The 23,697-nt window shown below is 68.3% G+C and carries 18 protein-coding genes and 3 pseudogenes; 8 read left to right on the top strand and 13 right to left on the bottom strand.

Annotation, left to right across the window (positions count from 1 at the left end):
• Positions 1-734 precede the first annotated feature (734 nt).
• The gene (locus tag HNQ79_RS13085) at positions 735-1,754 is read right to left on the bottom strand and encodes an aldo/keto reductase (RefSeq protein ID WP_185030187.1); all 1,020 of its coding nucleotides are present in this window, start codon (positions 1,752-1,754) and stop codon (positions 735-737) included.
• A 152-nt stretch (positions 1,755-1,906) separates the two neighbouring features.
• Here HNQ79_RS13085 and HNQ79_RS13080 point away from each other — a divergent pair, with 152 nt between their 5' ends.
• Positions 1,907-2,497: a TetR/AcrR family transcriptional regulator gene (locus tag HNQ79_RS13080; RefSeq protein WP_185030185.1), complete on the top strand. Its 591-nt coding sequence runs from the start codon at positions 1,907-1,909 to the stop codon at positions 2,495-2,497.
• A 655-nt stretch (positions 2,498-3,152) separates the two neighbouring features.
• Here the strand turns inward: HNQ79_RS13080 and HNQ79_RS13075 are convergent.
• Positions 3,153-3,455: pseudogene (locus HNQ79_RS13075) on the bottom strand (winged helix-turn-helix transcriptional regulator); the annotation flags it as partial.
• Between the two features lie 169 nt (positions 3,456-3,624).
• On the opposite strand from HNQ79_RS13075, the gene HNQ79_RS13070 reads away from it, so the two are divergent.
• The gene (locus tag HNQ79_RS13070) at positions 3,625-3,939 is read left to right on the top strand and encodes an NIPSNAP family protein (RefSeq protein WP_185030182.1); all 315 of its coding nucleotides are present in this window, start codon (positions 3,625-3,627) and stop codon (positions 3,937-3,939) included.
• 258 nt (positions 3,940-4,197) lie between these two features.
• Positions 4,198-5,325: an NADH:flavin oxidoreductase gene (locus HNQ79_RS13065; protein WP_185030180.1), complete on the top strand. Its 1,128-nt coding sequence runs from the start codon at positions 4,198-4,200 to the stop codon at positions 5,323-5,325.
• A 438-nt stretch (positions 5,326-5,763) separates the two neighbouring features.
• Here the strand turns inward: HNQ79_RS13065 and HNQ79_RS13060 are convergent, their stop codons facing one another.
• The 6 genes and pseudogenes from HNQ79_RS13060 to HNQ79_RS13040 form a co-directional block, all read right to left on the bottom strand.
• The gene (locus HNQ79_RS13060; RefSeq protein ID WP_185030178.1) at positions 5,764-5,904 is read right to left on the bottom strand and encodes a DUF6207 family protein; all 141 of its coding nucleotides are present in this window, start codon (positions 5,902-5,904) and stop codon (positions 5,764-5,766) included.
• Positions 5,905-6,358: 454 nt separating this feature from the next.
• Positions 6,359-6,797 (bottom strand): annotated as a pseudogene (locus tag HNQ79_RS33220) (DUF6010 family protein).
• On the bottom strand, positions 6,794-7,096 hold the full coding sequence (locus HNQ79_RS13055; RefSeq protein ID WP_185030176.1) for a DUF3817 domain-containing protein: 303 nt from the start codon (positions 7,094-7,096) through the stop codon (positions 6,794-6,796). The pseudogene HNQ79_RS33220 and the gene HNQ79_RS13055 overlap by 4 nt, the downstream one beginning before the upstream one ends.
• Positions 7,093-7,563 (bottom strand): hypothetical protein, encoded by a 471-nt coding sequence (locus HNQ79_RS13050; RefSeq protein WP_185030175.1) that lies wholly within the window; start codon positions 7,561-7,563, stop codon positions 7,093-7,095. Before HNQ79_RS13050 ends, HNQ79_RS13055 begins: the two co-directional genes overlap by 4 nt.
• A complete protein-coding gene (locus tag HNQ79_RS13045) occupies positions 7,560-7,877 on the bottom strand; it encodes a hypothetical protein (RefSeq protein WP_185030174.1) in 318 nt (105 codons plus the stop codon). Before HNQ79_RS13045 ends, HNQ79_RS13050 begins: the two co-directional genes overlap by 4 nt.
• A gap of 63 nt (positions 7,878-7,940) precedes the next feature.
• A complete protein-coding gene (locus tag HNQ79_RS13040) occupies positions 7,941-8,630 on the bottom strand; it encodes a DJ-1/PfpI family protein (RefSeq protein ID WP_185030172.1) in 690 nt (229 codons plus the stop codon).
• Between the two features lie 195 nt (positions 8,631-8,825).
• Between HNQ79_RS13040 and HNQ79_RS13035 the strand changes: the two genes are divergently transcribed.
• Positions 8,826-9,764 (top strand): GlxA family transcriptional regulator, encoded by a 939-nt coding sequence (locus tag HNQ79_RS13035; RefSeq protein WP_185030171.1) that lies wholly within the window; start codon positions 8,826-8,828, stop codon positions 9,762-9,764.
• A gap of 258 nt (positions 9,765-10,022) precedes the next feature.
• Here the strand turns inward: HNQ79_RS13035 and HNQ79_RS13030 are convergent, their stop codons facing one another.
• Positions 10,023-10,223 carry a hypothetical protein gene (locus HNQ79_RS13030; RefSeq protein ID WP_185030170.1) on the bottom strand — a complete coding sequence of 67 codons (201 nt, stop codon included), beginning with the start codon at positions 10,221-10,223 and terminating at the stop codon, positions 10,023-10,025.
• A 286-nt stretch (positions 10,224-10,509) separates the two neighbouring features.
• On the opposite strand from HNQ79_RS13030, the gene HNQ79_RS13025 reads away from it, so the two are divergent.
• From HNQ79_RS13025 to HNQ79_RS13015, 3 genes and pseudogenes are all read left to right on the top strand, one after another.
• Positions 10,510-11,073 (top strand): alpha/beta fold hydrolase, encoded by a 564-nt coding sequence (locus tag HNQ79_RS13025; protein ID WP_229923418.1) that lies wholly within the window; start codon positions 10,510-10,512, stop codon positions 11,071-11,073.
• 796 nt (positions 11,074-11,869) lie between these two features.
• A complete protein-coding gene (locus tag HNQ79_RS13020) occupies positions 11,870-13,411 on the top strand; it encodes a fused MFS/spermidine synthase (RefSeq protein WP_185030168.1) in 1,542 nt (513 codons plus the stop codon).
• A 136-nt stretch (positions 13,412-13,547) separates the two neighbouring features.
• A pseudogene (locus HNQ79_RS13015) lies at positions 13,548-13,877 on the top strand (IS110 family transposase); the annotation flags it as partial.
• An 85-nt stretch (positions 13,878-13,962) separates the two neighbouring features.
• Here HNQ79_RS13015 and HNQ79_RS13010 read toward each other — a convergent pair.
• The 4 genes from HNQ79_RS13010 to HNQ79_RS12995 form a co-directional block, all read right to left on the bottom strand.
• Positions 13,963-15,381 (bottom strand): family 43 glycosylhydrolase, encoded by a 1,419-nt coding sequence (locus HNQ79_RS13010; RefSeq protein ID WP_185030379.1) that lies wholly within the window; start codon positions 15,379-15,381, stop codon positions 13,963-13,965.
• Between the two features lie 53 nt (positions 15,382-15,434).
• Entirely contained in the window at positions 15,435-16,889 is a 1,455-nt protein-coding gene (locus HNQ79_RS13005; protein WP_185030377.1) for a family 43 glycosylhydrolase, read from the bottom strand.
• Positions 16,890-17,853: 964 nt separating this feature from the next.
• Positions 17,854-19,344 carry an alpha/beta hydrolase gene (locus HNQ79_RS13000; protein ID WP_185030166.1) on the bottom strand — a complete coding sequence of 497 codons (1,491 nt, stop codon included), beginning with the start codon at positions 19,342-19,344 and terminating at the stop codon, positions 17,854-17,856.
• Between the two features lie 365 nt (positions 19,345-19,709).
• Positions 19,710-21,185 carry a non-reducing end alpha-L-arabinofuranosidase family hydrolase gene (locus tag HNQ79_RS12995; protein ID WP_185030374.1) on the bottom strand — a complete coding sequence of 492 codons (1,476 nt, stop codon included), beginning with the start codon at positions 21,183-21,185 and terminating at the stop codon, positions 19,710-19,712.
• 910 nt (positions 21,186-22,095) lie between these two features.
• On the opposite strand from HNQ79_RS12995, the gene HNQ79_RS12990 reads away from it, so the two are divergent.
• On the top strand, positions 22,096-23,538 hold the full coding sequence (locus HNQ79_RS12990) for an endo-1,4-beta-xylanase (protein WP_185030164.1): 1,443 nt from the start codon (positions 22,096-22,098) through the stop codon (positions 23,536-23,538).
• Positions 23,539-23,697: the final 159 nt, after the last annotated feature.

Below are 23,697 nucleotides of genomic sequence, written 5' to 3'. Positions count from 1 at the left end.
CGACGGCAGTTTCAGCGTCCTCAGCCGGTCCCAGACCGACTCCGGCAGCGCACTGAAGGACGTGGGCAAGCCACTTCGAGCACAGCCGGACAGTTAATGCGTTGACGACCAGCGCCTCCCGGCCGTCGGCCTGCCACTTCGCGCGGTAGGCATGAGGGGCTCGCTGATCGCGGGGGCGCCGGCGGCATCGGCGGCGGAGCAGGCGATCTGCGGCCACGTCGTACGCGGCGTGATCCTTGACAAGTACCGGGAAGGCGACAACGCCCAGAAGCTGGGCTGCCCCGGAACTCGGAGACGCCCACCCCGAACGGCAAAGGGCCTACAACCACTTCGAACGCGACTCGATCTACTGGTCGGATCCGACCGGCGGAAACCTGGCGGCACGATATCTCCTGGGACAGCGCCACCACTGCCGGTGCCGTCGCCCTGCCCACTGCAACTGGTAACACCGCACCGCGAAGAGCCCGCCAGCGTCATGCTGGCGGGCTCCGTCGCGCTCAAGACGGCGCCTTGACCCCGCATGGCCACCCTGTGGTTCGCCCTCGCCGGATTCGCCTTCCTGCATCTTCGGCGGCCCACACGTCCCCACGTGCGCCATCGTGGCCGGTTATTGATGGGGCCGCCAGATGACGGAAGTCCCATAAGGCGACCATGAAGCGGTACTTGCTATCGCCATCCACTGCTGCAGCTTCGGGATGTCGCAGACGAGGACGTGGAGGCTGTCGCTGGGACGATCAGCGTCGCCGCAGTGACGGGTCGAGCAGCGCGGGCGGAGTGTCGTTCTTCTCGTGCGCGGCGAGATCGGTGCCGGGGGCGACGATGCCGTCGATCGCGTCGAGTATGTCGGCGGAGAGCGTGATGTCTGCGGCGGCGAGCTGCGAGTGCAGGTGGTCCAGCGTGCGAGGGCCGACGAGGGCGCTGGTCACGCCGGGGTGCGCGGTCACGAAGCCGAGTGCGAGCTGGATCATCGTCAGGCCGGCCTCGTCGGCGACCTTGGCCAGTTGTTCGACGGCGTCGAGCCTGGCCCGGTTGGAGGGGATGGTGGTGTCGAAGCGTTGCGGCATGAAGGTTGAGCGGCTGGTGGTGATCTCACGGCCCTCGCGGACCGCGCCCGACAGCCAGCCCGAGGCCAGCGGGCTCCACACCATCACTCCGAGCCCGTACTGCTTGGTCACGGGCAGGACGTGGGTCTCGATGCCGCGCTGCAGGATCGAGTAGCTGGGCTGTTCGGTGACGTAGCGGCTCAAGTGATGTTCTCGGGCGGCCCACTGGGCTTGCACGATGCGGTAGGCCGGAAAGGTCGAGGAGCCGAAGTAGCGGATCTTTCCCTCGCGCTGCAGGTCGGTCAACGCCGACAGGGTCTCCTCGTCGCTGGTCTTCGGGTCCCACCGGTGGATCTGGTAGAGGTCGACGTGGTCGACGCCGAGCCGACGCAGGCTGTCCTCCAGCGCGGTGACCAGCCAGCGGCGCGAACTGCCCTGGCGATTGCGTTCGTCGCCCATCGGCATGGTCGCCTTCGTGGCCAGCACGATGTCGTCGCGGCGCCCGGCGATGGCCTTGCCGACCATCTCCTCCGACTCGCCGCCGCCGTACACGTCGGCAGTGTCGATCAGGTTGATCCCCGCTTCCAGCGCGGCGCCGACGAGGGCTGTGGCCTCGTCCTGGCTGGTGCGGCCGATCTTTCCGAAGTTCATCGCGCCGAGCGCGAGGGCACTGACCTGCACACCGGTGCGGCCCAAGATGCGGTACTGCATGGCTGTGTCTCCTCATGAGGGGTGAAAGGCGGCGCATTACATGACTTGGTCACCGGGCCCTGCTCTGACATCATGAGCAAAACGGAACCCCGTTCCGGAACGATACGGAACATCGTTCCGTTTTGGCAAGCGGCGAGTGGACGGAGCGTACGGTGAGCGACAGCGACGAGGGCGCAAGACGGGTGGCCCCGTCCGGGCGGAAGGACGCCCGACGTAACAAGGAAACCCTGCTCGATGCGGCCGCCACGGTCTTCGTCACGTCAGGCGTGGACGCGCCGGTACGCGACATCGCGGCCAAGGCCGGCGTCGGGCTGGGCACGATCTACCGCCACTTCCCGACGCGGGCAGACCTCATCGTCGGCGTCTACCGGCACCAGGTCGACGCCTGCGCCGATGCCGGCCCGGCCCTGCTGGCGACTGGCTCTCCGTACACAGCCCTAGGGCAGTGGATCAACCTCTTCGTCGATTTCCTCGTGACCAAACACGGACTCGCCGCCGCGCTGCAGGCCGACAACGCCGACTTCGAAGCGCTGCATGCCTACTTCCTCGACCGTCTCCTTCCCGTCTGCACCGAACTGCTCGAAGCCGCAGCCGTCGCCGGCGAGATCCGCCCCGAAATCGACGCATACCAGCTCATGCGCGGCGTCGGTAACCTCTGCATCGGCGCGGAGAGCGATCCCCGCTACGACGCACGCCGCATGGCCGCACTCCTCGTCGCAGGGCTACGCCGCTCACACCACTGACCTCGGCGACCTCGCGCGTGCGGCTCTGCGAAGAGGTCGCGCGATCGCCGCCCCGGATCGACCGCTTCCCCCGGCCGCTTCGGCACCGCCGAGGAAGCCGCCGCCTCGGCCCTTCTCCTGATGGCCAACAGCTACGCCACCGGCCAGAAAAGCACCCTCGATGGCGGCGAAACACGCAGCTGACACCGACCCCCACCACCCGGCTCGGACCTGAGCATGACCGCAACCCATGCGCAGGTCTGACAAGTGATCACAGAGCGCTGCAACTCCGTGATCACCAGGATCTGTGCCCGCCCTGCCGCCAGGGTCTTCCCACGCCGCCTGTACGACGAAACCGGAGTTCCGGGGTCCCGGCATGACGACGGTCCGGTGCGGAGACCGGCCGGTGCCCGCACCGGGCCGTACACGTCGGCTCAGCCCACCTGCTTCACCTTGATGACCTTGTACTCCTCGCCGCCGATGACCTTCGTCGTCTCGCCGACCTTCTCGAACCGGCCGCCACGCGGGATGAGAACCTCCCACTCCTTGCCGAACTACCACGTCTCTGATCCCTGACTGAGGGTCTGGTTCCGGACGGCTTATGGGCGTTTGCCCGGGTGGGTGGGCAGGGCGCCTGGTGCCGTGAGGCCGGACCGGCCAGACGCAATCGCCCCCGTCAGGCGTCGAAGCGGCGGCGGGCGGCCTCATGTGACCGAAGTATTCGTGGGTCCAATCGCACATTCTGTGGACTGTCTCCCGCAGGGCTTGGCCGGACACGGTGAGGGTGTTCTCGACCCGCGGCGGCACAGTGGGGTGCACGTTCCGCTCGATCAGGCCGTTTGCGCTCCAGCATGCACAGGTTCTGGGTGAGCATCTTGTGGCTGGTCCCCTCGACTTCATTGCGCACCTCGCCGGAGCGCAGGGTGCCTTCACCCGGAACGTCGATGCCCAGGAGCGCCCACTTATTGGCGACGTCCGAGTTCCTCGTCCCGCCTCCGGTCCCTTGCCAGGAGGTTCGACCGACGCTGAGGCGCACAGAGTGGTCCCCGCTCGCCTCGCGCCACACACTTGTCCCCGAGAAGGCGGCACACGGCACGGGTCCACCCGGCTCGCCCGTCGTCTGCCATGTGGCGAAGTAACCTGCGCGGATGATTACTTGTGTGGTCGAGTACGTGATTGATCCGGCACAGATCGCGTCGTTCGAGCGGTTCGGGCGTCGCTGGATGGAACTGGTCAACCAGCACGGCGGGACACACCACGGATACTTCCTGCCAGGAGAGGGCGCCAGCGACAAGGCGCTCGCGCTCTTCAGTTTTCCCAGCCTCGCCGCCTACGAGGACTACCGCACTCTCTTCGGCACGGACCCGGATTTCGTGGAGGCAGACCGCATCCGGGACGAAAGCGGCTGCGTGCTCCGGTACGACCGCAGTTTCATGCGTCCGATGCTTCCCGAATCCCCCTGACCTCCGTTGCCTGCGCCCGCCGCACCGAGAACGGCCAGCGCCTCGCCGGAGCGATGCGAACCGTGGGCAGCCTTGCGGGGGGTGGCCGTCGAGGGGAACGTCCTAGAAGAACCGTGACCGACGTCGCGGCGTCCACCGTGGCTCGGATCACAGAGGTGCGGGACATCAATCATGGAATGCCACGGCGGTCGGCACGGTTGAAGCACGCGAATTCAATTTCTTATGCGTGCCTTTCGGTACTTGAGGAGGAACACTTCCGTGACTGACTCCGCGTCGCCCGCGACCCGCGCAGCCGATATTCTGTCCCGCCCCATCGCGTTGAACGGCCTGACCGTTCCGAACCGCATCGCGATGGCCCCCATGACCCGTCAGTTCTCGCCCGGCGGCGTCCCCGGCGAGGACGTCCGGTCGTACTACGCGCGCCGGGCCGCCGCAGGCGTGGGTCTGATCATCACCGAGGGCACCTACGTCGGCCACGAGTCGGCCGGCGACAGCGACAGGGTGCCGCGGTTCCACGGCGAGGAGCAGCTGGCCGGCTGGGAGCGGGTCGCCGCGGACGTGCACGCGGTCGGCGGCACGATCGTGCCGCAACTGTGGCACATCGGAATGGTCCGCACGGCGGGCAGCCCGCCCTTCGCGGACGCCCCTGCGGTCGGCCCCTCCGGCATCGCGGCCGACGGCACCGAAGGCGCGGGCAGGGCGATGACGCAGGGCGACCTGGACGACGTCGTCGGTGCGTACGCGCAGGCGGCCAAGGATGCTGAGCGCATCGGCTTCGACGGCATCGAGGTGCACGGCGCCCACGGCTACCTGCTCGACCAGTTCCTGTGGGAGGGCACGAACCGCCGCACCGACGGTTACGGCGGTGACCTTGTCGCCCGGACGAAGTTCGCCGCCGAGATCGTCGCCGCGATCCGGGGGAACGTATCAGCCGACTTCCCGGTGATCTTCCGCTACTCGCAGTGGAAGCAGCAGGCGTACGACGCCCGCCTCGCCGAGACTCCGCAGGAGCTGGCGGCCATCCTCGAACCGCTGACCGCGGCCGGCGTCGACGCCTTCCACGCCTCCACCCGCCGCTATTGGACCGGCGAGTTCGACGGTTCGGACCTGAACCTGGCGGGCTGGACGAAGAAGCTGACCGGGAAGCCGACCCTCACGGTCGGGTCCGTCGGTCTCGACGGCGACTTCATCCGTGCCTTCGCGGGCGAGGGATCGCGGACCAAGGGCATCGACGACCTGCTGGACCGCATGGAGCGCGAGGAGTTCGACATGGTCGCCGTCGGAAGGGCCCTGCTTCAGGACCCGCTGTGGGCCGAGAAGGTCCTCGCGGGCCGCTTCGACGAGCTCGCTCCGTACGACGCGGCGGCGCTGAAGACCCTCAGCTAGGGCGCTTTCTCCTGCCGGCGAAAGACGAGCCGATGAGCGCCGTCATGCGTCACGGCGCTCGTCGGGGCAACGATCCGCCGTCCGGTCGCGGGGGCCTGCGAGGAGATGCTGTCCAAATAGAAGGTCGGACAGGGCGCGGCGTGCGGCGTTGTGCACAGCGTTGGCGGTCCCATCCGAGGGTGCTGCGGGCCCATGCGGGGGTCCCTACTCGGACCGTGAACAGCTCATCATCCAGTGGCAGGGACGCCGGTCCCTTCGATACGAGAGGGCGCGTCGCACGGCTGGCCCGACAAAGGCAAGGCCGAAACCGCCGCTGCCGTCTGTGGGTGTGCCCGGCACAGGCAAGGTTTCCTTGGGACACCGGGTGCGCCCGGGCCGAGGTGGCGGCACAGCCGGGCCGCGGCGATGTCGGCCGTGAGGCGCGCTGCGTCCTCCAGGTCACGTCGTGGGCCCGTCCTGCGCCGGGGGCGGCTGCCGGATGTCGACGTACACCCGGGCCTGCACCCCGTGCTGCCCCGGGACCGGCCGGGCCTGCACCGTGGTGGTGGCCGCCCACCACTCCCCCAGGACACGGCACACCTCGGAGAAGGGTGTCCTCTTCCAGGGCGTGGACGGTCAGTACGGCAAGACCCGGCTCGGGCAGGTGGGCGCTCAGGGCATCGTCGGTGAGCTCCATGCCCGCAGGAACGCGGCCGCCCCGCCGCCGGTTGCCGGCGGGCCCGGGGTTCACCCGGTCGGGAACACACCCCACGGGCACCGCGTCAGCGGACGCCTTGAGTTCTTCGCCGAGGGTGGCGAGGTCGATGCCGCAGCCGAGGTGCTTGTGCTCGCGTTCCATGCCGGACCACCTGTGAAACGACGCCAGTCAAGATCGTTCCTTAGCGCTCAACCCAGCAGCATTCCCGGCGAGGCCCCGAATCGACCAGGACGACGAGCTGACGACCGGGTCCGACGTTGCGGTGGGGACCGCTCGTCGGCTGCTTGCGCACGACCACCACTGACCTGATTCCTCGGTTCTGTCCCACAGCGAAGCTCAGGAGGGGGCAGAGGCGTGATCGTGCACGTAATCTGCTGTGCGATTGGGCCTGAACCAACGGCGGATGGTCGCGATCAGGGAAAATCCTCCGCGGAAGCACCACAGGGCGATGACCGGATCGCAGATGGCGCAACCCAGGGATGAGTCGTGGGCGAACGGCAGGATGGGGTTGCCCTTGAGGTGGTGGGCTGTGTCCCATGCGGTGTGGAGGAGCCAGCCGATGCCGATAAAGGTCCAGGAGTCCGCCGCGGTAGGCGACGTAGGCCGTGAGTGCGACGAACGGGAGCTCCCACGGGCCGAATCCGCCGCCGCTCAGATAGGCGGCTCCGGCTCCGCCCACCAGGATCGCGTTGAAGCGGCGACGGTGTGGTTCTCTGATCAAGGACATCAGCAGGCAGTAGATGATGCCGACGATCAGCGGTGACACAAGGGTCATGAGGGGATGACTCCTTCCACCTGAGTGCGAGCTGAAGCAGGGCGGTCGAGCCGACGCAGCGCGAGCAGTCCGCCGGCGCCCGGAACGAGGGCCAGGACCTTGGCAGCGGCCGGGGACCGCCGGAGGCGCCAGGTCGCGATCACAACAAAGAGGTAGGCGCAGCCGTGGGTGGGGCCCATCAAGGACGAGATGGGCTTCAGGTGGATGGTGAACACATTGGCCAGCATCACGATCAGCGAAATCAGCTCGGCGTGAGCCGCGATGCGCAGGTGGGCGGGAGGCTGCAGGTGCACGGTCATGCCCCTGTGGTGGAGCCGGGACGGATGATCATCAGTACGGTGACAGTGTCCCAGAGCAGGTTGAAGAGGCCGGTGAGCATGGCGAGTCGGCGCGGTGCCACGGGGATTGGCGTCGGCGCGGCGGAGCCTGTCGCCTCGTTCAGGGCGCGGTTCTGGGCGGGCAAGATCAGCAGGACCAGTACACCGGCGGCCGCCGTGGTCAGCAGGATCGAGGTGAGCAGCCAGGCGTCGCCGAGGACACCGAGGCTGCTGGCCGTGGCGAAGCCGAAGAGGGGAACCGCGATGCCGATGCCCGCGTAGACGCGGCAGATGCGGTGCAGCGTCCGCAGGACGGTGGAGGGGTCGCCGTCACCGGGGGCGCCGAGGGCGCGGCGCAGCGTCGCGGGAAACATGCTCGCGGCGACGGTAACCGGGCCGACGGCGATGATGGCAGCCAGGACGTGCAGGGACAGAAAGAACTTGGTCACGCCTGGTGCTCCGCGGAGGACTGCCGCTCGCCGGTGACCGTCGATGAGGGGAGGCGGCCGGCCTTGGAGGTACCCCGGAGGGTGTCACCGTAGACCGTCACATCGAATGCCAGGTTCAGCCGCATGGGCTTGGTGATGGCCTGCTTCCAGGTGAGCCGGTCGCCGTCGAGGGACATGTCGGTGAGTGGTACGTCCTCGCCGGCTCCGGATGCGACGCCGGTCAGGGCGCCGTCCTGTTCACGGAGTTCGATCACGGGCTTGAGCTTGCCGATGGGGGTGGAGATGGACAGGTTCCAGATGCCGTCGACGGACATGGTGATGTTCTTCCTGACTGTGCAAGGGGTGGTGAGCGACTGATCGGAGAAGCAGGCGAGTGCTCAGAGGGTGAGGGGCGTCGGCCCCTGGGCGCGCCAGACGGTGCCGCGCCGCTCGTGGGCGAAGAGTTCTTCGACGGCGTGCGCGATGCGGGGGCCCACCTCGCGCTCCAGCAGGTACAGGCCCAGATCGAGCCCGGAGGTGACGCCGGCGCCGGTGATCAGGTCGCCGTCGTCCACGATGCGGGCGTGGACCGCGTGGGCGCCGGTGGCGTCCAGCATGTCCAGTCCCATGTGGTGGGTGGTGGCGTGACGCCCCTCCAGCAGGCCGGCCATGGCCAGGACCAGCGAGCCGCCGCAGACAGTGGCGACCGTGATGTGCGGGTCGTCCATCGCCTGTTTGAGGAGTGCGGGCAGGTCGGTGGTCAGCGTCCGGCCCAGCAGCACCGGGATGAACTCGTCCTGCTTCCACTCGCCGGCGGCCACTTCCTCTTCCGGGACCTCGCTGGGCTCGCCTACGCGGCCGGAGGCGCCGGGCACAACAAGGAAGTCGGCGCGCTCAAGGTCGAGGGCGCCAGCGGCGTGCAACGCCAGTCCCCCGGTGCCGCTGACCACCTCGCGAGGGCCCTCCGCGGTGACCAGTTCGACGCTGACCGCGCCGTCTGACGCCGAGCCGCCGGCGTACAGCACCTCATACGGGGCGATGACATCAAGCGGGTCGAAGCCGTCGAACAGGACGATCTGGATATGCATGGGCGATCCCTTCGGGGTGTTCTTCATCAACGCTCCGAAGTCAACAGGTTGTCGCCGCGGCCGCCCAGTGGCACTAGTGACATGTTTCAACGGAATAATGACAACACGTTGCTGAATGCCGTGAGCTGCGGGGATACGGAACTTCTAGGGGAATTTCCTGACTCAGCCAGTCCGACGACAGGGTATTTTCTGGCCATGCATACCGTTGCCGTTCTCGCACTGGATCAGGTGATCCCGTTCGACCTGTCCACTCCCCTCGAGGTGTTCTCCCGGACCCGCCTGCCCGATGGGCGGCCCGGCTACCAAGTTCGGGTGTGCGCCGTGCACGACGAGATCGACGCCGGAGCGTTCACCCTGCGCGCGCCCTGGGGCCTTGAAGGACTGCAGGATGCGGACACGATCATCGTTCCGGGCGTCACCGACCCCACGGCCGCGCTCCCGCCGGCCGTACGCGACGCGCTGCGTTCGGCCGCCACCGACGGCACCCGGATCGCCTCCATCTGCGTGGGCACCTTCCCCCTGGCTGCCACCGGGCTCCTCGACGGGCTACGCGCCACGACCCACTGGCGCGCGGCCGGCCTGCTGGCCGCCACCTACCCCGACATCGACGTCGACCCTGATGTCCTCTACGTCGACAACGGCCAGCTTCTCACCTCGGCCGGCGCCGCCGCGGGGATGGACCTGTGCCTACACATGATCCGCCGTGACTACGGCTCGGCCGTAGCCGCCGACGCCGCCCGCCTGTCGGTGATGCCCCTCGAACGGGAGGGCGGACAGGCGCAGTTCATCGTCCACGACCACACCCCCACACCGCAGGGCGCCGAACTCGAGGCGCTGCTCGCCTGGCTACAGGACAACCTGTCCCGCGAACTCACGCTCGCCGATATCGCCTCGCGCGCCGGGACCAGCACCCGAACCCTGATCCGGCGCTTCCGCGACCAGACCGGCACCACTCCGCTCCAATGGCTCCACCGAGCCCGCATCCGACAGGCACAACACCTTCTCGAAACCACAAAGCACTCCGTCGAACGCATCGGCAGCCAAGTCGGCTTCGGCTCATCCACTACCTTCCGTGACCGCTTCAAACGCGCCACGGGCGTCAGCCCGCAGACCTACCGCCGCACCTTCAGCTGACCCAGGCAGACATGGCAGGCTCCGGGTTCAGGCGGCGGTGCAGCCGACCACGGCGGGTTCCTCGCCGCCCAGCGGGGTGAAGTCGATGTCCAGGCGGGTCGTAGGCGGCCGGTTCGTCGCCGAGTTCGTGGGTGGAGTATTCGCCGAAGCGGCGGGTGTGCTCGGTCAGGGTACGGCGAGACCTGCGCCAAGTCCTCCGAATCGATGTCCATCCCCTCGGCCTGCAGCCGGCGCACGATCTCGGCGATGTCGAGCGCGTTATGGAAGATCACCGTTCGAGAGCAGTGCGTTGAACTTCGCCGTCTTCTCCTGCTCGCCCGGGTCGTTGTCGGCGATCCCCCCGCCGTTGCCGAAGGCCGAACAGGGCGTCGATGTGCACGTACTCGGCGCTGCGGGTGGGCCGTAGAAGGTCAGGTCCTTCCAGTTGCGGGTGTGGCTGCGGACCGGCTGAACGGACACGCCGCAAGCAGCGGCGTCTCGTTTCCGGGCGACCGGCCCCGGCCTGCTGTCCGTCGCCGTGTCCCTGTCGCGCTTTGCCGCGCCGAGGCCGGGAAGCGGACGTATGCGGCGGCGGCAGCGGATCTCGGCGTCACCGCGTCACCGCCGAGTCTCTGGGGACGCGGGTGCGCCTGGCGAGGCTCCGGCGGTGCCGGGACGCTGTGCCGCGGGCCGGAGCGAGCTGGAGGAGCCGGCCAGGCTGCCGAGCCGAGGGCGGAGGACGAGTGGCACTTGAAGCGCGAGATGGGTGACACGGTTTGTCGCCGCGCTGAACCTTTCCGGTCCCATCGGCGTGGCAGGCCACGACATCGGCGGCGCCATCGCCCAGCACCTCCTCGCCCACGACCGGCTCGACGTGTCCCGCCTCGCCCTGGTCAACTCAGTCCTCTACGACTCCTGGCCCGCCCCCCACGTGGCGCACTTCCGGAACTCCGACACGGCCGACGGGGTGCTCGCCGCCCGTCGGCAGGCGGTCACGAGGGCGCTGGCCGGTTCCGCCACCGAGCCGTTGATCGCCGAGTACGTCCATCCGTGGACCACCAGGCGGGTTCGCCACTCCTGGACGGCCCTGGCAGGCGCGGCCGACAACCGCTACACCCTCGACCTCGTCCCCGCGCTGCAGCGGTCCACCACGCCCAAGCTGCTGATCTGGGGCGAGGACGACCCCCACGAGACAGTGGAATACGCCCATCGCTTCGCCTCGGAGATCCCTCACGCCACCCTCATCCGCATCCCGAACGCGGAGCACATCCCCACGGAAAACGCCCCCGACCGGATCGGCTCCGCGCTCGCCCACTTCTTCACAGCGTAGAGGCCTTCGAACTTGTGTGAGCTGACAAACCGTCCGCATCGCCGCTCACGTCTGTCCGACAGCTCTCCGAAGGCGGGTCCCGCGACCGGCTGATACACCGAAGCGGCACGCATCCCTCGCTGTCTGGTGAAGCCCGGCGGCGCGGTAGTTCGGTCCGCGGGCCCGGTTGGGCAGTCCCGTACACGGCGTCCGTTTCCTTCCGCGATGACGTCCCCGGAGGACTTCCGCTGTCGATCGCCAGCAGCCCGGTCGTCCACAGCTGGTTGGTGCGGATCGAATCCTCGAGCTCCGCGAGTGTGGGGTGCCCCTCCGCGTCGATGCGACGGTGCGGCGGTGCGGCGGTGCGGCGGTGCGGCGGCACTCGTGGGTCACGTTCGTCCATAACTCACGCATGGCCGCCGACGGGTGACTGTCGGCTGGCCTGTCCGGGCTGACCGGTGGCTGGCCGGTGGCCAAGCACGGTGCTGTCCGGTCACCGGCCTGTGACGCCGTCCCTGATGGCCGGTCACTTACCCGGCCCTGGCCGGTTATCGCCTGTCGTGGCCAACCGGCGTCCTCGCTGATGAGGGCAGGGCCGTCGTCCACGGGATCACGAGTGGTGCCGAACGAGCGTTTCGGGCGTCACGAGCAGTCGCTATGGTCAGGATGCGGGGCGGACCCCGGTGACCGCGCTCGTTACGGTGTGCAGGAGAAATGCCGCGGGGAGCGCAGACCGAGAGTGGGCGCGGTGGCCTCCGCCGCCACGCTCGACTCACCGACCGGCCGACCTTGATGCTGCACGTCGACGGAAAGAGGGATGTCACCCGTGACCAGAACGTCCTCCTCACCTCTCGCCGAGGGCTCGCCTCGCACCTGCGGCCTGGGGCCGCGCGTGGCTGCGGTGCTGGTATTCGGCTCCTCGGCCGCGGTCCTTGTCGTCGAAATCGTCGCCCTCCGCCTGCTGGCCCCGTACCTCGGCCTCACCCTTGAGACCAGCACGATGGTGATCGGCATCGCACTCACCGCCATCGCCCTCGGTTCCTGGCTGGGCGGGCTCATCGCTGACCGGGTCGAGCCACGTCGGCTCATCGGGCCCGCACTCGGGGTGTCGGGCGCGGGCGTGGCGCTCACCCCGGCCGCACTGCGAGCCACCGCGGAGTGGGCACCGGCGATGCTCTTCCTGATCGCGTCGCTGACCATCCTGGTGCCCGGCGCACTGCTCGCCGCGGTGACGCCGATCGTGACGAAGCTGCGCCTCACCAGCCTCGCCGAGACCGGCACAGTGGTCGGACGCCTGTCCGGCGTCGGAACCGTCGGCGCCATCGTCGGCACCGTTCTCACCGGCTTCGTGTTCGTGTCCCGGTGGCCCGTCAGCGGGATCCTCATCGGCCTCGGAACCCTGCTGCTGGCCGGCTCGGCGCTGATCGAGTGGCGCACGCGAGGATGGAGCGGCACCCCCGCCCTTTCCATGGTGGTCGTCGCCGGCGGTCTTGCCACGACGGTCGTGCCGGGCAGTTGCGACACAGAGACCAGATACCACTGCGTCCAGGTGGTCGCGGACCCCGTCCGGGACGGCGGCCGCACGCTCGTGCTGGACGGTGTGCGGCACTCCTACGTCGACACCGACGATCCCACCTTCCTGAAGTTCGCCTATGTGCGCGCCATGGCGTCGGTAATCGACAGCTCCTTCCCCGAAGGCGCCCCCCTCGCTGCCCACCACCTGGGCGGCGGCGGGCTCACTCTTCCCCGCTACCTGGCGGCAACGAGGTCCGGCACGCGCAGCACGGTGTCCGAGATCGATGGCGGAGTCGTGCGCCTGGACCGCAACCAACTCGGGCTGCGGTCGGTTCCCGGTACGGAGGTACGCGTCGAGGACGGCAGGCTCGGCCTGCGGCGCTTGGAGGCCGGCAGCCGTGACCTCATCGTCGGCGACGCCTTCGGGGGTGTCAGCGTGCCGTGGCACCTCACCACCGCGGAAGCGATGGCTGACGTGCGACGCGTCCTCAACGAGGACGGGCTGTACATCGCCAACCTCATCGACCACGGTGACCTGGCCTTCGCACGTGCCGAAGTGGCTACCCTCCGCAGAACTTTCAAGCACGTCTCCCTCATCGGTCGACCCGCCGATATCGGCGTCGCCCCGAGCGGCACCCCCGTAGGGGGCAACATGGTGGTGCTTGCCTCCAGCCGGCCAGTTGATCTACGCAAGATTCAGGAAGCGCTGGACGCCCGGCAGATCGGATGGAGGATCGCGACCGGCGAGACCCTCACCTCATGGATCGGCGACGCCCAGCTACTCACCGACGACTACGCGCCCGTCGACCAGCTCCTCCAACCCAGAGCGCAGCTCGCCCGGTAACAGGACACGCCTCAGTCCCACCCTGCCCCGTGGTCGAATGCCACGACCGAGCACCGTGTGGAGACAACCGCCACTGGTCGCGCCGGTTCCACGTGTCTCCGCCCGGCTCGCCCGACACGACACCCGGCGACGGCAGAGCTTTCCCGCCGCCGCCCACCTGCCTCCCACGCCGACCCCACCCCGGCAACCCGGCAGTCCGCACGTCGCTCCCGGCGAGCACGCTCCGAGAGGCGGCAACCGGCAACTGAAACGAACGATGTTCCTCTCCGCGTTCGCAGCCCTTCGCGGTCCCACCTCTCGCACGTACCTATCGCCTCCCGCATGCGCCTATCACGGCCGCGGCCGAGCCCGTGGCAAAACCCACCGCCGGGCCCTCCTCCGCCTCAGCCGCCACCGCATCAGCGTCCTGTTCGCCATGCTCCGCGACGGAAGCCTCTACCGACCGAGAAGCCCTCTGCTTGATTGACGATGGGCATAGAGGTCCCTTGGCACGGCTGCTGCTGAGCGAAGAGCCGGCCGCTCCCCGTTCGGCAGCGGCCGGCCCGACGTTCCTACTGGGCGTAGAACGTCGCGTCCGCCTTGGCGGTCGTCGTCGCCACGGGCTGTGTCACGAGCAGATTGGCGTAGTGGCGGAGGTAGCGGCCGGGGAAGTTGTACGACTCGAAGGAGACACCGGCGACCGTGTCCGACAGGCCCGGACGACGGTGGAAACTGGAGTCGTTCCTGAAGGTGGTGCTGCCGTCGTTCTTCTCGACCCACACCTCATGGTTCTTGTGGCGGAGGTAGTAGCCGGGGAAGTTGGCCGATTCGAGGGAGACGGTGCCGCTGCCGGCGAGGCCCGTGACCACACGGAACTGGGAGTCCGCGAGGTTGGTGACGTCTGCTGCGAGCGTGGCGCGGAATTCCCGGTGCCGGATGTACCGGTCGGGGAAGTTGAAGGAGGAGAAGCGGACGGGAGTGGCCCCGTCGGCGACCGGGATGCCGAAGTTCGGGGTGCCGTCGGCGTTCCAGTAGAGCTTCTGGTACCGGGTGCGGCGGTTGGGGTCGTTGAGCGGGTCGCCGCTGATGTCCTTGTAGTTGCGGTCGTGGTAGACGAGGACGTCCGACTTCCCGTCCTCGGACGTGGTGAAGGTGTTGTGCCCCGGGCCGTACTGGCCGGTCGCGGTGTTGCTGGTGAAGACCGGGTTCGGGTTCTTCGTCCAGGACGCCGGGTTCATCAGGTCGGCGCCGGCGGTCGCGGTCAGCAGGCCGAGGCAGTAGTTGCTGTCGGTGGCGCTGGCCGAGAAGCTCATGAAGACCTTGCCGCCCCGCTGGATGACCGCCGGGCCCTCGTTGACCCTGTGTCCGACGGTCTCCCAAGCGTGAGTGGGCGTCGAGATTCGGACCGGGGCGCCGCTGATGGTCCACGGGTTGGACATCTTGGCGAGGTAGAGGTTCGTGCCGCTGCCGACCGCCGGGTCGTTCTGCGCCCACGAGAGGTAGCGCGTCGAGCCGACGACGAAGGTGGTCGCGTCGAGGGAGAAGGTGTCGAGTGGCAGGGCGATGCGGCCCTTCTCGGTCCAGGTGCCCGTCAGCGGGTTGGCCGCACCGCTCTCCAAGACGTATGGCCTGATCTTCCAGACGTCGCTGGTGGACCCGGCGGCGAAGTAGACGTACCACTTGCCGTCGATGAAGTGGATCTCCGGCGCCCAGATGTGCGCGCCCATGTCACCACTGGCGTGTTTGCTCCAGATGGTGGTCTCGGCGGCCGTGGACAGTCCCTGGAGGGTGGTGGCCCTCCGCATGACGATCCGGTCGTACGCGGGCACGGTCGCGGTGAAGTAGTAGTAGCCGTCCGTGTGCTTGAAGATGTGCGGATCGGCGCGCTGCTCGGCGACCGGGTTGGTGAACGTCACCGCCGGTGAGGCGGGCGCCGCGGCGTGTGCGGGGGTCGCGGTGGTCAGCATGGCCAGGGTGGCGAACAGAGCCATGATCACCTTCGTGGTGTCGCGTCGTTTCACTGTCTCTCTCTCCTTGACGGCCGTCATGCCGCCGGCTTGAGCTGCCACTGCTGGCAGGTGTTGTTCAGCCAGGTCCACTGGCGTACGTCGGTGCCATTGGCCGTGCCGCAGTCCGCGACGTCGGCCACCTTGCCGCTGCTCTCGTTGACAATCCGCACGTAGTCGTCCGAGGCCGTGTACACGATCCGGAACTTCTGGCAGTTGTTGTTCAGCCATGACCACTGCCTCAGATCGGCACCGTCGGCGGCGGAACAGTCGGCCGTGTCCATGACCTTGCCCGTCGCCACGTTGACGAGGCGGCTGGTGTCGTTGCCGAGGTCCTCGATCCGCCACTTCTGGTTGGCCCCGCCTCCGCAGGTCCACTGTGCGATATCCGTTCCGTCCGCGGCGCTGCCGCCGGAGACCTCCAGGCACTTGCCGCTGTTCCGGTTCACCAGCGTGTACGCCGTCGGCGTGGCCGCGGTCTCCCCGGACGGACCGGGCCGGGTGGCGCCCAGGGCGAGCGGCGCACCGAAGTTCGGGGTGCCGTCGGCGTTCCAGGTGAACTTCTGAGCGCGCGTGGTACGGCCGTTGTCGCAGCCGTCGGAGGCCGAGTCGTTGGCGTGATAGACGATCCAGTTCTCGGTGCCGTCGGGTGAGGTGAAGAAGCCGTTGTGGCCGGGGCCGTAGACCCCCGCGGAGTCGTTCCGCGAGAAGACGGGTGTGGACTTCTTGGTCCAGGCGGAGGCCAACAGCGGGTTGCTGCCCGTCAGTTCCAGTTGACCGAGCTTGTAGTCGGGGCCCCAGCAGGCGCTCGCGGAGTAGACGACGAACGTCTTGCCGTTGCGATAGAGCGGTTCCGGTCCCTCGTTGACCATGCCGCCTTGGGTCTCCCAGCCCAGTGTGGGGCTGGAGATGACGGTGAAGGTGGAGCCGCTGACTGTGTACGCGTTGCTCATCGGCGCGATGACCAGGCTCTGCTTGCTGCCGTTGATGGACCCGCTGCCGAGGAGGTACAGCTTGCCGCCGTGGCGCAGCACACTGGCGTCGATGAGCCAGCCGGCCGGATTCAGGTTCGAGCCGGTGAGCTGATTCTTGTAGGTGTAGGGGCCCATGGGATCGCTGCCGACGCTCTCCAGGACATGGGTGCGTTGGGAGTCGCAGCAGGCCACGCCGCTCTGCCCGGCGGAGTAGTAGAGGTACCAGCGGCCGTCGACGAAGTGCAGCTCGGGCGCCCAGAAGTTGGTGTTGCGGGTGGAGGTGGTGTCGCTCCAGACCTGGACGCTGGGGGCCGTCGACAGACCGGCCAGGGTGGGTGACTTCCGCATGGTCAGCACGCCGGTGAAGGAGGTGGTGACCAGGTAGTAGTGGCCGTTGTAGTACTCCAGCCAAGGATCGGCGCCCTTCTCCGACTTGACGGGGTTGGTGTACGGACGCCCCTCGGCGGCCGCGGCGGGCTGCGTGGTCACTGGTGACAGCATCACGAGCAGCGCCGCCATGAAGGCGAACCAGTAGCGGGTGCGGAACACAGAGAGTCCCTTTCGACAGCGGCAGCTGACAGTCACCGGCTACGTCATGTTCGACATACCGGACGGTGTGCGTAACTTCGACCAAAACATAGGTACCCGACTGGTACGCGTCAACGGTTCGGACAGCTTTCTTTCCTGCGGGTCCCTGACACCCGACACACCACTCGCGAGGTGCCGCCACGGAGTCCGCGAGAGCACCGACCAGCTCGTCCGGCACCTCGAACAGTCCGTCTGCAATTCGTGCCCCGCCCACGGCTTTTGGCCGAATGCACGCCACGCCGTTCGGCCCTCGCGCACCCGGCCCTCCTCTTGGTACTGCGCTCCGCCCCGATCAACACTCGCGCAGCGCGACGTCACGCAGCCGAAACGGCTGCCATCGGTGGTTGTCACCGTGCGGACCCGAAGTCGGTCACGTGGTGGTGTTTTGGATCCAGTTTTTCTGCGGCTGAAGCTGGAGTACCGCGGTGAGGCGGGCCTGCGGCCCACGTGCGGGCGGCTCAGGACTCGGAGGACCGACGGAAAACGGCGAAGACGCGAGCGTCCACGACCCACCGACCACGCCCGAAAGAAAGCCGCCCAGGCGAAGAAGCCCACCGCGAAGGAGACCTCCAAGACGGCTCCAGCGAAGAAGGCCCCTCGTAAGACAAGTGCTTGAGGCGCGGTACTCTCCCCCGCCACCGCACCTGGCTTCTCTGGCGACCACCTCCATACAGAGCTTGACCCGGCACCGGCAGTGCAGTGAGCACGTCAGGGTACGGGGCCCCAACCGGGCCGCTCCGGCATCCGCTCGCCGCGCAGCCGAACATGATTCATCAACCGTCGACACATAGGCCTGACGCGCTGGTTTGCGGCAGGGGCAAACCGCGGACGCCACTGCGGCGGGGAAGAGGATCAGCCGTACCGCGGCTGCCGCGGCACGGCACGGCACGGCAGATCAGTGGCTGTTGCCCGGGCGGTAGGTGCTGAGGTCGCCGTAATCCGACAGGACGGTGCTCAGATCGCCGGGTTTGTGCCGCAGGGTGGTGTTCAGGAAGGCGAGAGTGGTTGCGGCGACACGGTGCGGGCTCTCGGTGCGGCCCAGGGACCCGACCATCGAGGGCACGGGCGGCAGGTACAGGGGGGCGTCCATGAAGGTGAGGTGTGCGGTGCCGGGGATGGTGAGCCGGTAGCTCGTCGCGGTGCTGAGCTCGAGGACCTGGGTGAGGCGGGGGATGTAGCGCGGGTCGGTGTCCGGGGTGATGGCCTGGGTGAGCGCGAGCACCGGCTGGCGGTAGGGGCGCAGCTGGGGGTCGCGGGGGTAGCCGTCCAGATTGATGACGGCGTCGAACCGGCGGTCCTGGCGGGCTGCTTGCAGGGCGGCGCCGCCCCCCAGGGAGTGGCCGGTCACCGCAGCCCGGTCGGTGTCCAGACGTCCGGTCAGCGGGCCCGCTGTCTCGCCTCGGTCCAGGCGGCCCAGTTGCGTGAGGGCGTAGCTGAGGTCCGCGGCCCGGATACCCGTTGTTGCGGCGGCCCGTTTGTTGTCTTCCTCGTCGTCGCCGGTGGCGGCGATTTTGGTGTTGACGGTTCGGCCGTCGGCGAGGACAACGGCGGCGGAGTCGTACGGGTGGTCAAGGGCGGCGACCACGTAGCCGTTGCTGGCCAGTTCCTCCGCCCAGGCGGTGTTCTGGGTACGCACTCCGCCCAGCCCGGGAGAGAACAGCACGACCGGGAACCGTCCGCCCGTGTCGGCCACCGGAGCGTTGAAGACCGCATGGGTGCGGGCACGCGGGACACCGTCGACCAGGAACCCGGGCAGGCCGGCATAGCGTGCGAGGGCGTCGGAGACGGTGCGCGCCTCCTGCTTCGTGCGTCCGGCGTACTGGGCCCGCTGCACGCCTGCGGGGCTCTGCTGCGCGGGGTACCAGAGCTGGGCTACGACTGTGCGCCGGTCGTGCGGGTCGGCGGTGGCGGTCTCAGGGCGGTTCGGGTCGGTCCACTGCACCACGTGGGTACCGACCGCGAAGTGGCCCGAGGGTTCGGGGAAGACGGGGACAGGGAAGGCCCAAACGGCCGACGGGCCCGAGGCGATCAGGCCGGCGCAAGCCAGTGATCCCGGCAACGCCAGCCACCAACGGGCCCGCCACGCAGGCCGACCGGTACGCCGTCGCAGCAGAGGCGAGACGGCGAAGGGCAATGCGAAGGCGGCGCCCGCCAGTACCGGCAGCATCTGCCAGCGGATCCCCACCACACCCAGCACGATCGCGGACAGCACGAGAACCGCCCCCGCCGCGATCGTGACGCGCGGGCGGGCAGCGGGAGGAAGCCAGCGCGCCACGACCAGCGCGGCGGCACCCAGCGAGGTAAGGATTTCCAGGGGGGACATGTACAGTCCCGCGATGATCTCGGTCACCCGGCCATCCTCGGCGTGGGAGGCGCGCTGCCACATCGGTCCCAGGTCGCCATCGTGTGCTACCTCAGTCGTAAACGAACACGCCGGGGCAACGGCCGCTCTGCGACCGCGGGAGGTAGGGGGACTCATCCTGCGGTCGTACGTCGTCGCCGTGTTCTCGGACGGTGGGCTCATGTGCATCGCGGGCCCGCGGCCTACCGTGACAAGGCCGCCGTACACGCCGGGGAACACAGGGCGTTGCGTTCCTTGTGCTCGTAACAAGGATGCCCCCGGGCTGGTGGACGCCCCTCGGCCCTGCGCTCCGTCGCGGTGTGACTTCTGACGTCGTCGCACGATCGGGGCCGTCCCGGCCTTTCGCCGAGCCTGCCACGCCGACTCCCCACCGGGCCCGCGTCACGCCGTCAGCGGCGCAGTGTCAGCAGACCCGGACGGTAGGGCCATTGGCCGTAGTCGCCGCCGATCCTGGGATCGCGTCCCTGGTACAGGAATTGCAGGTTGCACGGATCGACGGTGAACGTCTGATCCGCGCTGACGCGGATCAGTTCGCCATGGCTGATGTCGTCGGTCCAGGTGGCTCCACTGTTGGCTCTGCCGGCGAAGGGGTTGCCCTCGGTCGCGGCCTGGGGTGTCCATGAGCCGTTCAGACTGGTGGCCGTGAACGAGCGGAAGTAGCGGCCCTGCGTACCGATCGCCTCGACGATCATGAGGTAGCGGTCCTGGCCCTGGAGCTTGTAGACCTGCGGCGCTTCGAACAGGTTGTTCGTCGTATCGCTCATCATCGTTGTGTAGGCCGAGCCGAAACTGCCCGGAAAGTTCCCGATCGGCATGCTGGCCCGGTAGATCTTGCCGTTGTCACCGGCGAAGAACAGGTACATGTTCGTGCCGTCCGCGATGAGCGTCTGATCGATGGGGCCGGTCCCGGAGCCGGTGATGCTTCCGGTGAAAAGCACCTGCTGTGATGACCAGCCGTCGGGATTGGACGGGTCGCTCGACGTCCGGTAGGAGAAGGCGCCTCCACCTCCCCACTGATAGGCGAGCACCCAGATGTTCTTCGGCGCGAAGTAGAAGAGTGTGGGCGCGACAACGGAGTGCGCCATCGCGTTCTGGCTGACTGAACCCATCTCCGGCCAGTGGGAGAAGAGGCCGAAGTTCATCGATTCCCAGCCCGTTCCCGGGCCCGCGCCGTGCGTCGTCGCATAGACGAGATGCTTGCCGTTGTACGGGACCACGGTGAAGTCCTTGAGCGAGGCCCACCCGGGCTTGGGCTGCGCCAGCGCGCCCGTTGACGTCCAGCGGTATGTCGACGGAAGAACGCACGTCCCGGCGTTGCTGGTGCCGACCTTGACGAGCTGCCACTGCTGGTTGGTGCCGCCCCAGTCGTCGTACTGGACGATGTTCGCGTTGTCGAGGGTGGAGGCGCCTTGTACTTCGAGGGCCTTGTTGCTGTGGCGCGAGACCAGCCGTACGTAGCCGCCCGGGCTGTCCGCCAGCTGCCACTGCTGGTGGGTGGCGTTCAGGTCGGCCCACTGAACGATGGGGCCGCCGTTGGCGGTGGACCGGCCCTGCACGTCCAGCACCTTGCCGGAGTGGCGGGATGTGATGCGGTAGCTGCCGCCGCCCGAATCGACGAACTGCCACTGCTGCTGGTTCTGGTCGTTCCTGGTCCACTGGGTGAGGCGCGCGCCGTCGTTGGTGGCCAGATTGTGGACGTCCAGGGCCTTCCCGCTGTTGCGGTTGACCAGTACGTACCAGGCGTTGGTGTCGACGGTCGCCGCGGCTGCGGGCTGGGCGGAGAGGAAGGTGGCCGCGAGCAGCACGGGCGCGAGGATGGCGAGTAAGCGTCTCAGGTTGACCAGGGGCGGATGACGAAACCACATCATGGAGAGCTCCCGTCGGGGACGAGGTGCGCGGGAAGAGGTGCCCGGGGCGGGGCGAGCGGGCGGGGTGCGAGTGGGTGGGGGTGCGGCGACCCCGACGGGCCGGGAACGGACTTTCCGAAGGGGAGGGGACGGGGTTGGAATTTCCGGTTACCTACCGAAAATTTTTCGGAAATATCTCGAACGCTTGTGACGCCACAAGCTAGGAAGGCCGAGCCTTCCGGTCAAGACCTCGCGCCGATTGAACCTTGGGAAGCGCCTCTCCCCCGGCTCTCCCTCCGGGATGAACAGCAGGTCGGGACATCCGGAAGCACTTCGGAAACTTTCGGAACGAGTAGCGAACCGAGGGCGCCTGTGCGAGGGGCGAGGCACAGCACGCAGCGTCCACTTGGCCACCACCACGTCAACTTCCCTAGCGCCCGGACCTGTTGACGGGCCGACCGCACGTCATTACTGTCCGACTGGCATCACCGGCACACCGATCATTGTTCGACATGTCGAATGAGGGTGCTTCCTGCCTCCGGTCGGCCCAAGCGCCCACGGTGCACCGTCCCGGGCTGTCCCGTGTCCCAGGACGACGGCCGCGTTCAGACGTTCCGTGCAGACAACCGCACAGCCCGATCGTCAATCCGTGTCGCCTTCTACCCGTCCCCGGGACCGGGACCCCAGCGCCCGAGGCGACCCCCGTCGGCCGTCGCTTCCGGACGTCGGCCCCCACCCGCGGCAACGCAACCCGCTGCACCGCACGGACACATGAGCCGCTCATGCCCCGCCCCTTCGACCCGCACGCTCAACGGGAACGCCTGTACCTGATCCGCGGCTGGTCGCGCGTACGGGGCTCCAAAGGCCTCGTACGGCACCGGGCAGCCGCTTCCCATTCCTTCCGCCGTGCAATTCTGGAGGCACAGTCATGTCATCGCATGCCCTTCCCCCACGCGCCCTGCGCCGCAGGTCCGGCAGTCTGGTGACCGCGCTGATCGTCGGCGTCCTGGGTGCGTTCGCTGCACCGGCCACCACCCCCTCCGCCCAGGCCGCCGAGAGTGCGACCGAGAGCACGCTGGGCGCCGCCGCGGCGCAGAGCGGCCGCTACTTCGGTACCGCCATCGCCTCGGGCAGGCTCAACGACTCGGCCTACACGGCGATCGCGGGCCGCGAGTTCAATTCGGTGACGGCCGAGAACGAGATGAAGATCGATGCCACCGAACCCCAACCGGGCCGGTTCGACTTCACCGCAGGTGACCGCGTCTACAACTGGGCGGTGCAGAACGGCAAGCAGGTACGCGGACACACCCTCGCCTGGCACTCGCAGCAGCCCGGCTGGATGCAGAGCCTCAGCGGCAGCAACCTGCGGCAGGCGATGGTCGGCCACATCAACGGCGTGATGACGCACTACAAGGGCAAGATCAGCCAGTGGGACGTCGTGAATGAGGCCTTCGAGGACGGCAGTTCGGGAGCCCGGCGCGATTCCAACCTGCAGCGCACCGGCAACGACTGGATCGAGGCCGCCTTCCGCGCCGCGCGAGCGGCCGACCCGGCCGCCAAGCTCTGCTACAACGACTACAACGTCGAGAACTGGACCTGGGCCAAGACCCAGGCCGTGTACGCCATGGTCAAGGACTTCACGCAGCGCGGAGTGCCGATCGACTGTGTCGGCTTCCAGTCGCACTTCAACAACGACAGCCCGTACCACAGCAACTTCCGCACCACCCTGCAAAACTTCGCGGCACTCGGCGTCGACGTGGCCATCACCGAACTCGACATCCAGGGTGCCTCGGCCGCGACCTACGCGCAGGTGACCAACGACTGCCTGGCCGTCCCGCGCTGCCTCGGCATCACCGTCTGGGGCGTGCGCGACACCGACTCCTGGCGGCCGGAGCACTCGCCGCTGCTGTTCAACGGAAACGGCAGCAGGAAACCGGCCTACGGCGCCGTCCTCGACGCGCTCAACGCCGCCTCCCCCACGCCCCCCGGCAACTCCGGACAGATCGAGGGCGTTGCCTCCGGCCGCTGCCTGGACGTGCCCGGTGCCGGCACCACCGACGGCACGCAACTCCAGCTGTGGGACTGCAACAACCGCACCAACCAGCAGTGGACCCACACCGCCGCCGGCGAGCTCCGGGTCTACGGCAACAAGTGCCTGGACGCCGCGGGCACCAGCAACGGCAGCAAGGTCCAGATCTACAGCTGCTGGGGTGGCGACAACCAGAAATGGCGCCTCAACTCCGACGGATCCGTCGTCGACGTCCGGTCCGGCCTCTGCCTCGACGCCACCGCGGGCGGCACCGCCAACGGCACCACGATCCAGCTCTACTCCTGCTCCAACGGCAGCAACCAGCGCTGGACCCGCGCCTGAGGCTCTGGCACGGCTGCTGCAAACGATCTGCCACGCCTGCTGCAAACGAAGGGACGGGTCCAGGGAACGGTGAACACTGCCCCGCCACGGCGGCAGCGGTGGACGGCAAGCCCTGGCGTGCCCCCGGGAATCGGCACCAGCGGGAAGGCGGTGGAGGCG

Source organism: Streptomyces candidus, assembly GCF_014207445.1.
GTDB classification, from domain to species: domain Bacteria; phylum Actinomycetota; class Actinomycetes; order Streptomycetales; family Streptomycetaceae; genus Streptomyces; species Streptomyces candidus.
The sequence above is the reverse complement of the archived record's forward strand: the minus strand, read 5'-3'. Positions and strand labels throughout refer to the sequence as shown.